General features: G+C 56.8%; 11 protein-coding genes. 9 read left to right on the forward strand and 2 right to left on the reverse strand.

Translation table 11 applies throughout. The features are described from left to right. Nucleotides 1–195: 195 nt before the first annotated feature. From ACT3TR_RS07550 to dxs, 3 genes are all read left to right on the forward strand, one after another. Nucleotides 196–510: an exodeoxyribonuclease VII small subunit gene (locus ACT3TR_RS07550; protein WP_192535821.1), complete on the forward strand. Its 315-nt coding sequence runs from the start codon at nucleotides 196–198 to the stop codon at nucleotides 508–510. Next, nucleotides 504–1427, forward strand: a complete 924-nt coding sequence (locus ACT3TR_RS07555) for a farnesyl diphosphate synthase (RefSeq protein WP_192535822.1) — start codon at nucleotides 504–506, stop codon at nucleotides 1425–1427. The genes ACT3TR_RS07550 and ACT3TR_RS07555 overlap by 7 nt, the downstream gene beginning before the upstream one ends. A gap of 62 nt (nucleotides 1428–1489) precedes the next feature. Further along, nucleotides 1490–3400, forward strand: a complete 1911-nt coding sequence (dxs, locus tag ACT3TR_RS07560) for a 1-deoxy-D-xylulose-5-phosphate synthase (RefSeq protein ID WP_192535823.1) — start codon at nucleotides 1490–1492, stop codon at nucleotides 3398–3400. 27 nt (nucleotides 3401–3427) lie between these two features. Here dxs and ACT3TR_RS07565 read toward each other — a convergent pair whose 3' ends face one another. Together ACT3TR_RS07565 and ACT3TR_RS07570 are read right to left on the reverse strand one after the other, a co-directional pair. Next, the gene (locus ACT3TR_RS07565) at nucleotides 3428–3748 is read right to left on the reverse strand and encodes a MarR family transcriptional regulator (RefSeq protein WP_192535824.1); all 321 of its coding nucleotides are present in this window, start codon (nucleotides 3746–3748) and stop codon (nucleotides 3428–3430) included. Nucleotides 3749–3752: 4 nt separating this feature from the next. Beyond that, nucleotides 3753–6077: an FdhF/YdeP family oxidoreductase gene (locus ACT3TR_RS07570; protein ID WP_192535825.1), complete on the reverse strand. Its 2325-nt coding sequence runs from the start codon at nucleotides 6075–6077 to the stop codon at nucleotides 3753–3755. Nucleotides 6078–6309: 232 nt separating this feature from the next. Here ACT3TR_RS07570 and djlA point away from each other — a divergent pair, with 232 nt between their 5' ends. The 6 genes from djlA to ACT3TR_RS07600 all read left to right on the forward strand — a co-directional run bounded on the left by djlA (nucleotide 6310) and on the right by ACT3TR_RS07600 (nucleotide 13434). Next, entirely contained in the window at nucleotides 6310–7074 is a 765-nt protein-coding gene (gene djlA / locus ACT3TR_RS07575) for a co-chaperone DjlA (RefSeq protein ID WP_192535826.1), read from the forward strand. A gap of 71 nt (nucleotides 7075–7145) precedes the next feature. Then, the gene (locus ACT3TR_RS07580) at nucleotides 7146–7763 is read left to right on the forward strand and encodes a glutathione S-transferase family protein (protein WP_192535827.1); all 618 of its coding nucleotides are present in this window, start codon (nucleotides 7146–7148) and stop codon (nucleotides 7761–7763) included. Between the two features lie 271 nt (nucleotides 7764–8034). Further along, nucleotides 8035–10980 carry a monovalent cation/H+ antiporter subunit A gene (locus tag ACT3TR_RS07585; protein WP_192535828.1) on the forward strand — a complete coding sequence of 982 codons (2946 nt, stop codon included), beginning with the start codon at nucleotides 8035–8037 and terminating at the stop codon, nucleotides 10978–10980. After that, a complete protein-coding gene (locus ACT3TR_RS07590) occupies nucleotides 10980–11324 on the forward strand; it encodes a Na+/H+ antiporter subunit C (RefSeq protein WP_192535829.1) in 345 nt (114 codons plus the stop codon). The genes ACT3TR_RS07585 and ACT3TR_RS07590 overlap by 1 nt, the downstream gene beginning before the upstream one ends. After that, nucleotides 11321–12934: a monovalent cation/H+ antiporter subunit D gene (locus tag ACT3TR_RS07595; protein ID WP_192535830.1), complete on the forward strand. Its 1614-nt coding sequence runs from the start codon at nucleotides 11321–11323 to the stop codon at nucleotides 12932–12934. Before ACT3TR_RS07590 ends, ACT3TR_RS07595 begins: the two co-directional genes overlap by 4 nt. Beyond that, nucleotides 12931–13434, forward strand: coding sequence for a Na+/H+ antiporter subunit E (locus tag ACT3TR_RS07600; protein WP_192535831.1), 504 nt, complete (start codon nucleotides 12931–12933; stop codon nucleotides 13432–13434). The genes ACT3TR_RS07595 and ACT3TR_RS07600 overlap by 4 nt, the downstream gene beginning before the upstream one ends. The last annotated feature ends 3 nt before the right edge of the window (nucleotides 13435–13437 follow it).

A 13437-nucleotide genomic window follows, 5' to 3' on the forward strand; every position in this document is an offset into this window, starting at 1 on the left:
CGGTTCACGGAAGGCCCATATCCTAGCACAGCCCGCCTCATTCAGACCGATTCAAGATGATGAAAAGTGTGCGTGCTAACGATGAATCTGTCGCAAGTCGTCGCCTTTCGCGTATATGGAAAGGCAGACGCCCCCCCCAGGCGTCGGTGTATACTATGTACCTATATTTAAAAATATCGGCTTGCAGGCACCCCAATGAGCGACACCACATCATCTCCGCAGGATTTTGCCGCGACGGTTGAGCAACTCGAAACCATCGTCGAACGCCTAGAATCAGGCGAGCTCTCATTGGAAAATGCGCTGACTGCATTTGAGCAGGGCGTGCGATTAACTCGTGATGCTCAACAGCGGCTGGATACCGCTGAGCTTAAAGTGCGGGCACTCAGTGAAGACAGCGAAGGACGCTTAAACGTGACCCCCTTTGCTGGCCCTGACGATGCTAAGAACGATCTCAAGGACGTGCCCAAGGACGACGCCGAGGAAGACAGCAAGGAGACGCCCCCATGGTAGCCACGCAGTCTAGCCAGCTTGCCGTTTTACGCCGTACTAGCACTGCCCGTGTAGATGCGACCTTAGCGGCGCTGTTTGATAGTCGACTGGATGACAATAGAAAGCTTGATAATCGACAGGCGGTCGCTCCCCGGCTGGAGGCCGCCATGCGCCATGGCCTGCTAGCTGGCGGCAAACGCCTGCGCCCACTGCTGGTGTATATGGCGGGCCACGCGCTAGGCGCAAAAGACGATGCGCTGGATGCCCCTGCCGCAGCGATTGAGCTGATTCACGCTTACTCGTTGATTCATGACGACCTGCCCGCCATGGACGATGACGACCTGCGTCGCGGCCAGCCCACCGTGCATAAAGCCTTCGATGAGGCGAGCGCGATTCTAGCCGGGGATGCGCTGCAGGCGCTGGCATTTGAAGTGCTGTCCAGCACAGCCCATCCGCGGCTTGGTAATTTGGTATATACGCTTGCCTGCGCCTCGGGGCGCGATGGCATGGTGGCAGGCCAGGCGCTGGATCTAGATGCGGTCGGTGGTCATCCGGATGTCGATGCGCTGGCCCACATGCATGCCCATAAAACCGGCGCTCTCATCGTTGCCGCCGTGCGCCTAGGCGGCCTTGTGGCGGTCGCTGACGACGACCCGCGTTTAAACGCACTCACTCGCTACGCCGCCGCCATTGGTTTAGCCTTTCAGATTCACGACGACATACTGGACGTGACCGGCGATACCGCTACCCTAGGTAAAACGTCAGGCGCCGACGCCGCGCGTGCCAAGCCTACTTATCCCAGCCTGCTGGGGTTAGAAGGCGCACAGCGTAAAGCGCAAAGCCTGATCGATGAAGCCATTGCCGCGCTTGCCCCACTGGGGGAGCGTGCTGCACCGCTGGCCGATCTTGCCCACTACATGATCGAGCGCGACCACTAAACAATGTCTATGCAAACAATGTCTATGCAAACGATGTCTATGAAAATAATGTCTATGAAAACATGCCCATGAAGCTGTTCGACGAGATTCCCCGTGAGCGCCCTGCAACGCCGCTGCTCGACTCTTTTGATCACCCAGCTGCGCTGCGGGCCATGAACGCGCACCAGCTCGCCCAGCTGGCCGACGAGCTGCGCGCCTATTTGCTGTATAGCGTAGGCGTGTCTGGTGGGCACTTTGGCGCTGGGCTTGGCGTTGTCGAGCTCAGCGTTGCGCTGCACTGCGCCTTCCATACGCCGGACGACCGCTTGGTGTGGGACGTTGGCCATCAGGCCTACCCGCACAAAATTCTTACCGGTCGTCGTGAGACGATGCTCAGCATTCGCCAGCACGGCGGCTTAGCGGCCTTCCCTAGCCGTGCTGAATCTGCGTACGACACCTTCGGCGTGGGGCATTCCAGCACCTCTATTTCAGCAGCGCTCGGCATGGCATTAGCCGCCAAAGCACAGGGCAGCCAGCGGCGCGTTTGTGCGATTATTGGTGACGGCGCGCTAACGGCTGGCATGGCGTTTGAAGCCCTTGCCCATGCAGGTCACGTCAATGCCAACCTGCTTGTGGTGCTCAACGACAACGAAATGTCGATTTCCGAGAACGTTGGCGGCATGGCCACCTATCTCGCCCGGGTACTCTCCAGTAAGCCCTATCTCAAGATTCGCGAAGAGAGCAAGAAAGTGCTTTCACACCTGCCCGGCGCATTAGAACTTGCCCGACGCACCGAAGAGCACATGAAAGGCATGGTCAGCCCCGCCACGCTGTTTGAAGAGATGGGCTTTAACTACGTAGGCCCCATCGATGGCCACGACCTTGGCGCGCTCACCGAGACGCTTGAGAACCTGCGTGACCTTGATGGGCCGCAGTTTCTGCATATTAAAACGGTAAAAGGCAAAGGTTTCTTACCGGCTGAAGCGGATCAGATTGGCTATCATGCGATTACCAAACTCGAAAAGCCCAGCGCAGCGCTCAAGCAAGCACCGCTACCGAAAAGCGTCGTTAAGAAAAAGTACTGCAACGTGTTCGGCGATTGGCTTTGCGATATGGCGGCTCACGATTCGCGTTTGCTGGCGATTACCCCCGCGATGCGTGAAGGCTCCGACTTAATTCGCTTCTCTAAGCAGTACCCGGAGCGCTATTTCGATGTCGCGATTGCCGAGCAGCACGCCGTAACGCTAGCGGCGGGCATGGCCTGCGAAGGCATGAAGCCCGTCGTTGCCATTTACTCTACCTTTCTGCAGCGCGGCTATGATCAGTTAATTCACGATGTGGCGGTACAAAACCTGGACGTCACCTTCGCGATTGATCGAGCGGGCCTAGTAGGCGAAGACGGCCCCACGCATCACGGCAGCATGGACCTTTCCTTCTTACGCTGTGTGCCGGGCATGGTGATTCTCGCCCCGGCGGATGAAGCCGAGTGTCGCGCCATGCTCAGCGCTGCTTATCACTACCCCGGCCCTGCCGCCGTGCGCTACCCGCGAGGCACCGGTCCGGGCGCCGATATTCCCGTCCACCTTGAGCCTCTAGCGATTGGCAAAGCAGAAATCCGCCGCCAGTCTTCTAACGACGGCGTGCGCATCGCGCTGCTCGCTTTTGGCAGCTTAAACGGCCCTGCTGCCGAGATTGCCGAACGCTTAAACGCGACGCACATCAATATGCGCTCGATTAAACCTTTGGATCGCGATGCAGTGCTTCACGCCGCCGATGAACACGAACTGCTGGTCACATTGGAAGAGAACGTCATTGCTGGTGGTGCAGGCAGCGCGGTTAACGAGCTGCTGCATGCCGAAGGCGTGCAGATAGAAGTATTAAATCTCGGCCTACCAGATACCTTTATCGAGCACGGCACGCCCGACCAGCTGCTGCACGACTGCGGCCTGGATGCTGAGGGCATCGAAGCCGCCATTCGCCAGCGGCTACCATAGCAACCGCTGCGTGCCTAAGCCGCTGACTTAGCCCATCGCGAGAAGCGGTTTAATCAACACCGCCCGCAGTGCCGAGCTGGCCCCACTGGCGGGCTGGGTATGAACCCAGCCCGCCTCTTCAAGCGTGGCGCAGGCGCGGCGGATAAGCGCATGCTCAATATCCAAATGTCTCGCTAATAGCGCGCTGGAAACGCCCTTGTCAGAGGGCGGCGACGCATCAAGCGCCAGCAGCACTAGCGCAGCCAGGGTGTCGAGTTCGGGATACGCGGCCTGCAGCGCGGTGAGTGCGCGCTGCAGGTGTTGGCCCTCCGCGAGTTCAGGCATTTGCTCAGGCATTTGCTCAGACATTTATTCAAACAATCCGGGCGCTGGCTTCCAGGCGAATAGCAATCGACTTGGAGGCTGGGGTATGGCTTTGATCGCCTTTATGATCCAGCGGGATCAGCGGATTGGTTTCAGGGTAGTAAGCGGCGGCACAGCCTTCGGGCGTTGCATAAGCAACGACTTTAAAGCCATCCACCCGGCGGGTAATGCCATCGCCCGATTCGCCAATCAAATCCACCCACTGGCCTGCCTTAAAGCCCAGCCTATCAATATCCTTCGTATTCAGGAAAATCACCTGGCGGCCGTTTTCAATGCCGCGATAGCGATCGTTATAGCCGTATATCGTGGTGTTGTACTGATCGTGGGAGCGCATGGTTTGCAGGGTTAGCCAGCCGCCTTCTCGGCCCGTCATCTGCTGATGCATTACCTGCTCTGGCAGCCTGTCATCAGAAAACTCGGCCTTGCCGCTCTGGGTAGGAAAGCGCAGCTCAAAGGCCGGATTCATCAGCCAAAAACCGCGCGGCTTGCGCACGCGCTCATTAAAATTATCAAAGCCGGGAATGACGGCCTCGATATGATCACGGATCACGTCGTAGTCATCACGCATGGCGGCCCAGTCAACCACGTCGCTGCCCAGCAAGCGCTCGGCAAGGCCGGTCAGTATGGTGATTTCAGAGGGTAGCGTGCTATCCACCGGGCGGTTAATGCCCGCCGACCCGTGCACCATGCTCATTGAGTCTTCTACGGTAATCAGCTGCGGCTTGCCTGCTGCGCTGCGGTCGACCTCGGTGCGCCCCAGGCAGGGCAGAATCAGCGCGTATTTACCCGTCACTAAATGGCTGCGGTTGAGCTTGGTGCTAATAAATGCCGTTAGGCGGCATTGACCCATCGCCGCTTCGGTCACTCGGCTGTCGGAAATAGCGCGGGTGAAATTACCGGCTAGGCCAATAAACACCTTGCCCAGCTGATCACGCATGGCCTGTACGGCGGCCACGGAATCAACGCCGAACGCTCTTGGCATGGGTCTTTGGTAACGGCTTTCAAGGGCGTCTAGCAGTTCATCCGAGGGCTTTTCGAAAATACCCATCGTGCGGTCGCCCTGCACATTAGAGTGCCCGCGTACCGGCGAGGTACCGGCGCCGGGCTTACCCAGGTTGCCGCAAAGCAGCAGCAGGTTAACGATTTCACGAACGGTCGGCACCGAGTGCACATGCTGCGTAATGCCCATCGCCCAGCAGATAATAGTGGCGTTGGAGCGGGCATACAGTATCGCGGCCTGCTTGATTTCCGCTCGGCTTAAGCCTGCCTGAGCCTCAATCGTCTCCCACTCAGTGGTCTCTACTTCGCGGCGGTAGGCGTCAAGTTCAACGGTGTGTTCAGCGATAAATTGATGGTCCAGCACGGGTTCGCCGGCGCCATCACGCTCAAATAGCGCTTTCGCCATGCCGCGCAAAACGGCCATGTCGCCGCCCAGCTTAGGGCGAAAGTAATGCGTGCTGATCGCATGGCTGCCGTTATGCAGCATTTCAAGCGGCTTTTGCGGGTTGGCAAACTTCTCAAGCCCCCGCTCGCGCAGCGGATTGAAACTAACAATTGTGGCGCCGCGCTCGGCGGCTTCACGTAGCGTACCCAGCATACGCGGGTGGTTGGTGCCGGGGTTCTGGCCAAATACAAAAATCGCCTCGGCCTGCTCAAAATCCTCCAACCGCACGCTGCCCTTACCAGTACCCAGCGCCGCGCCAAGCGCAACGCCGCTCGCCTCATGGCACATATTTGAACAGTCCGGAAGGTTGTTGGTGCCATAGAGCCGCGCCAGCAGTTGGAACACGTACGCCGACTCGTTACCCACCTTTCCGGAGGTATAAAAGATAGCGTCATTCGGCGTGGGCAGCGCCTTAAGCTCTGCGGCCATCAGATCCAGCGCCGCGTCCCACGCAACCGGCTCGTAGTGGTCGGTTTCAGCGTTGTAGCGCATCGGCTCGACAAGCCGCCCCTGATCTTCCAGACGATAGTCGTCCCAGGTCTTGAGTTCGCTAACGGTGTGCTTAGCAAAGAAATCCCGCGTCACTCGCTTGGAAGTGGACTCCCACGTCACGGCTTTTACGCCGTTCTCGCAAAACTCGAATGAAGATCCGTGTTCAGGATCACCCCAGGCGCAGCCGGGGCAGTCAAATCCATCGGGCTGATTGAGCTTAAATAGCGCCCGCGCATTGGTAGCCACAGAGCGGCTATGCAATAAATGCTTACCCACGGCCTTGAGCGCACCCCAGCCCCCAGCCGGGTTGTGATACTCAAAAACCTTGGGATCGTGTACCTTAGAGCTTTTTGGGGCATCCGAATTCGGCGAGGACATCGTGCTTCTCCATAAAGAAGGAAAGGAAGCATCGCGTTAATCATTAGCCTGCTTCCTTAATAGGGCGTTACGTTCGACCAAAAGCGCCGCCTGGTCAAGTGGTGAACGCGCAGTGCCGCCATTAGCGATGTACGCCGTCACTTACCGGCACTAAGCAATCAGAGCGGCAAGCAGAGCGCTCGCCGCATAAAAATGCCTTAAGCCCTTATCTTTCAACTACTTTGAGATTGCTATGCTATTACTTATTATCATTTTCAGCCTAATCGGCCTGGCGTTTGGCGGACCGGTTGGACTGCTGGTTGGCGGGGGCCTTGGTTGGTGGGCGGGGCAGCGACTCAGCCGCCGCTTAAACGGCGCCCGCGTGCGCATTCAAGAAGGCTTTTTGGAGTCGATTTTTTCCGTCATGGGCTGCCTGTGCCAAGCCGACGGAAAAGTCACCGAAGGCGAGCTGAGTGTTGCCGAAAAGCTCTTTGATCAGATGCGCCTGCAGGGCGAACAGCGTGCCAAGGCGCGCGCCGCCTTCGAACGGGGCCGCGCCGCTGACTTCAACTTAGACGCTGAGCTGGCCGCGGTTAATCGCCTGACTCTGCGTCAGCCTGTCTTGCGTCAGGTTTTTATACAGGTTCAGCTCACCGCTATCTCAGCCGACGGCGTTCTGCATCCTGCCGAGCATGAAATGATTCTGCGCGTTGCTCGCGGAGTGGGCTGTAGCGAAGCCGAAGTTCAGCAGATCGAAGCGATGCTGCACGGTGCTGCCGCGAACTCGCAAGGCGCCAGCGAAGAAGCACTTAAAGATGCTTACCGCGTTCTGGGCGTTTCTGAAGACGCCAGCGATGCTGAGATCAAGAAAGCTTATCGTCGCTTAATGAGCCAAAACCACCCCGACAAACTCGCGGGCAAAGGCTTGCCAGAAAGCATGCGCGACGTTGCCCAGGCGCGAACTAGCGAAATTGGTAACGCCTATGAGCGGATTCGCGCGTCCCGCGATAGCGCATAGAAGTAGACCATCGACAGCGCTATTCACGTCCGCTAGATTGACGCTATCACTGTTGTCGCCAGGAGTTCACCATGATCACGCTATACAGTTTTCCGAAATCGCGCTCATTACGGGTGTCGTGGACACTTGAGGAACTTGGCGTTGATTACCAATGCCAACACATAGCGCTAGATAAAGGTGAAGGCCAAACGGCCGAGCATTTGGCGCGCCACCCGGATGGGAAGGTGCCGGCCCTTGAGGATGGTGACGTCCACTTATTTGAATCTGCGCCAATTTGCCGTTATTTGGCGGAAACGTATAGCAACGGCACGCTGCAGCCTAATGATCCAGCTGCTCGCGCTCAGGTCGACCAGTGGCTCAGCTTTATCGTGACGGAAATTGAGCAGCCTCTTTGGAATCAAGCCAAGCACAAGTTTGCCCTGCCCGATGATAAGCGTGTTCCCGCGATTCTACCGGTGTGCGCCTGGGAGTTTCAGCGTGCGCTGGCCGCTTTAGAGCGTCGCTATCACGGCCAAGAAAACTTGGTCGGTGAGTCGTTCACACTCGCTGATCTGTTTTTAACCCACACCCTATCGTGGGCGATCAGCATGAAACACCGCTTACCTGACACGCTAATAGCCTATCGCGAACGCCATATTCAGCGCCCGGCTATGGCGCGTGCTATAGCCCGCGAAGAAGACGCGGCTTAACGTTCTTACCTGCCTTTCTGACGAGGTGACCGCTGGAAAAGCAGGCGGCTTATAGGGGCAACTCAGCCCCATAAAACAGCCAATTCATGTACGCTGCGATCGTTTTCCTCCCTTAAAATGTGTGCGTAAAACCACACATTTACGCTTGTGCATCATTACGTGATCACGTAAATTCAACACTAAAGTCGATATTACATTCACTCACTTTGGTGCATTACTACCCTCGATTTAGCCCTCCCGCCCTACGATTAACTACCTTTTACGGAGCCCTATGCTGCTACTGTTACTCATCCTAATGCCAGTAGTTGGCAGCATAATAGCCGCGCTCATGCCAACCAATGCGCGTAACCGTGAAGCATGGCTAGCCGGAGGCATTGCCTTTGTAGGGCTACTCATCACCGCCTATCTCTATACTCAGATAGGCACTGGTGCACTAGGTACTGGAGAATTAGGCACTGGAGAATTAGGCACTGGTGATGTCGTCCGCTATCAGCTTGAGTGGATGCCCGATTACGGGCTGAATTTCATACTTCGTATGGATGGCCTGGCATGGATGTTCTCGATGCTGATTTTAGGCATCGGTGTACTGGTGGTCATTTACGCGCGTTATTATATGTCTGCCAATGACCCCGTACCGCGCTTTTTCTCTTTCTTATTAGCCTTTATGGCCTCCATGCTCGGCGTGGTGCTATCGGGTAATCTTATCCAGCTGGTTGTGTTTTGGGAGCTGACCAGCCTGACCTCCTTCTTACTCATTGGCTACTGGCATCACCGTGCAGATGCACGGCGCGGTGCACGCATGGCGTTTACCGTGACGGCCACCGGTGGGCTTTGCTTGCTGGTCGGCGTACTGATGCTGGGCCATATCGTTGGCAGCTATTCATTAGATGTGGTGCTGGCATCAGGGGATCTGATTCGTGCGCACCCTTGGTACTTACCCACGCTGATTTTAATCGCATTAGGGGCGCTGACAAAAAGCGCGCAGTTCCCGTTCCATTTTTGGCTGCCTCACGCCATGGCAGCGCCGACACCCGTCTCGGCTTTTTTGCATTCGGCGACGATGGTGAAAGCCGGCGTGTTTTTATTGATGCGCCTATGGCCGTCTCTTTCAGGAACGCCCGAGTGGACATTAATCATTGGCGGAGCGGGGCTCTGCACGCTACTCATTGGTGCCTTTACCGCCATTTTCCAGCACGACCTTAAAGGCCTGCTGGCTTACTCAACGATCAGCCACCTGGGGCTCATTACCTTATTGCTGGGCATTGGCACGCCGCTGGCGATGGTCGCTGCGCTGTTTCATACCCTTAATCACGCTACGTTCAAAGCATCGTTGTTTATGGCGGCGGGTATTATCGACCATGAGAGCGGCACTCGGGATATGCGCCATTTGCGCGGACTTTTTAAAGTGCTGCCGTACACCGCCACCTTGGCGATTGTTGCCAGTGCGGCCATGGCCGGTGTGCCGCTGCTTAACGGCTTTCTATCTAAAGAAATGTTTTTCGCCGAGGCGTTGGCAGTGGGGTCAGCCCGCAACTGGAGTATGTCCGCTGCGGCCGTGTTAATGGGCATTTTCAGCGTTGCCTACTCGCTGCGATTCATCAACGTATTCTTTGGCCCGCTGGCGACCGACCTGCCGCGTGAGCCGCACGAGCCTCCGCGCTGGATGCGCTTCCCGGTAGAGCTGCTGGTACTCTGCTGCCTGATAGTGGGGGTGATTCCTGGCTTGAGCGTGGGGCCATTCCTCAACACCGCGGTTATATCGGTACTCGGCGAGCAAACGCCCGACTATAGTCTTTCCGTTTGGCACGGCTTTAATCTACCGCTGCTAATGAGCGTGATGGCGTTGGGCGGGGGCGTACTGCTTTATATCTGGCTGCGCACACGCCATGGTTTGATCCAATCCAGCCGCGTGCCGTTCCTCTATCGTTTTAATGGCAAACAAGCCTATGAAAGCACGATGCTGAGGATTTCCTCCAGCGCCTCGCTGCTTGAAAAGCTATTGAGTACGCGGCGCGTCCAGCCGCAGCTGCTGCTCATGATTACGCTGCTCTTAGCGGTGCCGCTGCTGATTGTTCGGCCCGTTTCATTGCTGACTTTTTCAGACAACGGCGAGTTTTCCCCGCTGTTCGCCGGACTGTGGGTGATTGGCGCCATTTGTGCCGTGGCCGCCTCCTGGCAGGCTAAATACCACCGCTTAGCGGCGCTCAGTTTAGTGGGCGGTGTCGGCATCGTGGTCAGCATTACCTTCCTTTGGCTATCGGCGCCCGATCTCGCCCTGACCCAGCTGATGGTCGAAACCGTCACGACGGTACTGATTCTGCTTGGCCTTCGCTGGCTGCCTGCGCGGATTACCCCCAAAGAGCTAAACATACGGGCCACGCGCCTTTCGTGGTTTAGACGCTCGCGGGATATGGTGGTCGCCGTTGTCGCGGGCCTGTGCATGAGTATTGTCAGCTATGCGGTATTGGTACGCTCGGCACCCGTGGGCAGCATTTCTGATTTCTTCATGACGCGCGCGCTGAGTGAAGGCGGCGGCAGCAATGTGGTTAACGTGCTGCTGGTGGATTTCCGTAACTTCGATACGTTAGGCGAAATCGCCGTCCTCGCCGTGGTAGCGCTGACGGTATACGCCCTGCTGCGGCGCTTTCGCCCTGCGCCGGAAAGCCTGCCAATTCCGGCGCAACAAACCAATAATGTTGACCCCGCCGCCGGCCAAACGCCCGTACAGCAAGTGGAAAGCGGCTATTTAATGGTGCCCGCCGTTTACCTACGCATGCTGCTTCCGATCATGGTGGTCATTGCTGCTTACTTCTTTATTCGTGGCCATAATCTTCCCGGCGGCGGTTTCGTTGCGGGGCTTACGTTTGCCGTCGCGATTATTGTTCAGTACATGCTGGGCGGCACGACCTGGGTAGAAAAACATCTGCGCTTACAGCCACACCGCTGGATTGCGTTTGGATTAATCATCGCCTGCGCAACGGGACTGGGCGCCTGGCTGTTCGGCTACCCTTTCTTAACCACGCACACTGCCCATATGACGCTGCCGATACTGGGAGAGATTCACCTACCCAGCGCCTTTATTTTCGATTTGGGCGTCTTTGGCGTAGTGGTCGGGTCAACAATCTTGATTCTCGTGGCTTTGGCTCACCAATCGGTGCGTAGCCATCGTCTGCCCATTAGTAACATCGCCCCCGTTATCAACAAGGAGGCCAACTGATGGAAGCCGTCATAGCGATTGCCATTGGCATTATGTTTGGCGCTGGCGTCTGGCTGATCCTGCGTCCACGCTCTTTCCAGGTCATTACCGGTCTGCTGCTCATTTCCTATGCGGTGAACCTGTTTATTTTCATTATGGGCCGGCTGTCGATCAACCAAGCACCGCTGACGCTGGGTGAAGGCACAATTGACCCTTCGCTGTACGCTGACCCGCTGCCGCAGGCGCTGGTGTTAACGGCGATTGTCATCGGCTTTGCGACCACCGCCCTCTATCTAGTGGTGATGATCGGCGCACGCGGTTTAACCGGCACGGACCATGTCGATGGTAAGGAGATGGATAAATGAGCCTACCGTGGGTTCAACACCTCATCCTTGCCCCGGTATTAGTACCCTTGCTATGCGGCGCACTGCTGATTTTGATTAACGAACGTCGGCATGAGCGTAAGTTTTTTATTAATCTTGTCAGCACCGTCTCTTTGCTAGTGATTTCACTGGTGCTGCTTTATCTATCTGACAGCGAATACTGGCCCGACGGCATTGGCGTTTATCTCTCAGCTAACTGGGCGGCGCCCTTCGGTATTGTGCTGCTGGTTGACCGGCTTACCGCGGTGATGATGCTGCTGACGTCAGTGCTGGCAATCGCCTCGTTAGTCTTTTCGATGTCGCGCTGGAGCCGTATCGGCGTTCACTTTCACTCGCTGTTTCAATTCTTATTAATGGGCATTAACGGCGCTTTTTTGACCAATGACCTGTTCAACCTATTCGTCTTTTTTGAGGTAATGCTGGCAGCCTCCTATGGGCTAGTGCTGCACGGCTATAACACCCGTCGCATCCGCGCGGGCATGCAATATATCGTGGTCAATTTGCTGGCATCGTTCTTCTTCTTAATAGGCGTGGCGCTGATTTATGCAACGACCGGCACCTTAAACATGACCGACCTCGCCGCGCGTTTAGATCTGTTAGCCGCCGAAGACCTAGTGCTGCTGAAAATTGGCGTTGTTATTCTAGCGCTCGCCTTTTTGACCAAAAGCGCTATGTGGCCGCTGGGGTTCTGGCTACCCACCACCTATTCAGCCGCATCGCCGCCGGTGGCCGCGATGATGGTACTGATGACTAAGATTGGCGTGTACGTGCTGCTGCGGCTGTGGCTGCTGCTGTTCTCGGATGGGCCGGCAGCAGGCTTTGGCTTCGATTTATTGCTATGGGGCGGGCTCGCGACACTGGCATTCGGTACCATTGGATTACTGGCCAGCCAAGAGCCCGGCCGTATGGCAGGCTATGCTGCGGTCATCTCGTCCGGCACGCTGTTAGCGGCGGTAGGCTACGGGCAGCCCGAACTCATCAACATTGCGCTGTTTTATATGATTAGCTCAACGCTCGCCGTCGCGGCGTTCCTGCTGCTAATTGAGCTGGTTGAACGGATCAGAACACCCGGCGCGGCGATGCTAGCGCTGACCATGGAAGCCTTTGCCGTTGATGATAAGCCTGACGAGCCGGTGGGTGTGCCGATTCCAGGCGCGCTGGCGTTTTTAGGGCTCGCCTTCGCCGGATGCGCGCTGGTGATCACCGGCCTACCGCCGCTATCGGGCTTTGTGGCGAAATTTGGCTTGATGCATACCTTGCTCAATCCACAAGGAATGTCAACCAGCATGGTGACCTGGCTGATGCTGACGCTGATAGTGCTGTCAGGTTTGGCGGGCATTATTTCGCTGATGCGCTTTGGCGTGCGCACCTTTTGGGCCACAAAACACACCACGGCACCGCATTTACAGCGCTCGGAAGTGGCACCCATCACCGCACTGCTGCTGCTCTGCGTGCTGCTAACCGCCCAGGCGGGGCCTACCGTGGCCTATCTGGAGCGTAGCGCTGAGCCGCTTCATCAACCGGGCCTGTATATTGAGCGCATTGAATCGGCCCCGGTGATCACCCAAGAGCCGTTGGGAGAACGCACATGAGCCTACACCGCTGGCTACCCTCGCCGATGCTTTCCGCAGCCCTGTTGGCTATGTGGCTAATGCTCAACCAGAGCGTAGCGCCCGCCCAGATACTGCTTGGCTCGCTACTTGCGATTGCCGCGCCCTTAATAACCAAGCCGCTGCGCCCGATGACGCCGGTACCGTTTAGAAAGCCGCTGGTGATGGCCCGCCTGTTGACGCTATCGCTAATAGAGATTATTCGCTCCTGCTTCAACGTGAGCCGGATCATTCTCTTCGCCAAGCCTCAAGGGCTGAATTCACAGTTTATTAAAGTGCCGCTGGACTTGAAGCATTCTCACGGCTTAGCGCTGCTGTCGTGCCTGATTAACTCTACGCCGGGTACGGTGTGGGTAGAAATTTTACCCGACACCCATGACTTGGTGCTGCATGTGTTTGATCTTCACGACGCCCAATGGTGGGTCGACACCATCAAGACACGCTACGAGAAACCGTTGATTGAGATCTTCGACAATGTATAGGAG

Origin of the sequence: Halomonas sp. AOP12-B1-6, from assembly GCF_052379225.1 — a bacterium.
In the GTDB taxonomy this organism is placed as follows: domain Bacteria; phylum Pseudomonadota; class Gammaproteobacteria; order Pseudomonadales; family Halomonadaceae; genus Vreelandella; species Vreelandella casei.

Bases quoted from the DNA above. Each gene is read 5' to 3' on its own strand.
- ACT3TR_RS07550 (WP_192535821.1), top strand. From the start codon at position 196: ATGAGCGACACCACATCATCTCCGCAGGATTTTGCCGCGACGGTTGAG.
- ACT3TR_RS07555 (WP_192535822.1), top strand. From the start codon at position 504: ATGGTAGCCACGCAGTCTAGCCAGCTTGCCGTTTTACGCCGTACTAGC.
- dxs (WP_192535823.1), top strand. From the start codon at position 1,490: ATGCCCATGAAGCTGTTCGACGAGATTCCCCGTGAGCGCCCTGCAACG.
- ACT3TR_RS07565 (WP_192535824.1), bottom strand. From the start codon at position 3,748: ATGTCTGAGCAAATGCCTGAGCAAATGCCTGAACTCGCGGAGGGCCAA.
- ACT3TR_RS07570 (WP_192535825.1), bottom strand. From the start codon at position 6,077: ATGTCCTCGCCGAATTCGGATGCCCCAAAAAGCTCTAAGGTACACGAT.
- djlA (WP_192535826.1), top strand. From the start codon at position 6,310: ATGCTATTACTTATTATCATTTTCAGCCTAATCGGCCTGGCGTTTGGC.
- ACT3TR_RS07580 (WP_192535827.1), top strand. From the start codon at position 7,146: ATGATCACGCTATACAGTTTTCCGAAATCGCGCTCATTACGGGTGTCG.
- ACT3TR_RS07585 (WP_192535828.1), top strand. From the start codon at position 8,035: ATGCTGCTACTGTTACTCATCCTAATGCCAGTAGTTGGCAGCATAATA.
- ACT3TR_RS07590 (WP_192535829.1), top strand. From the start codon at position 10,980: ATGGAAGCCGTCATAGCGATTGCCATTGGCATTATGTTTGGCGCTGGC.
- ACT3TR_RS07595 (WP_192535830.1), top strand. From the start codon at position 11,321: ATGAGCCTACCGTGGGTTCAACACCTCATCCTTGCCCCGGTATTAGTA.
- ACT3TR_RS07600 (WP_192535831.1), top strand. From the start codon at position 12,931: ATGAGCCTACACCGCTGGCTACCCTCGCCGATGCTTTCCGCAGCCCTG.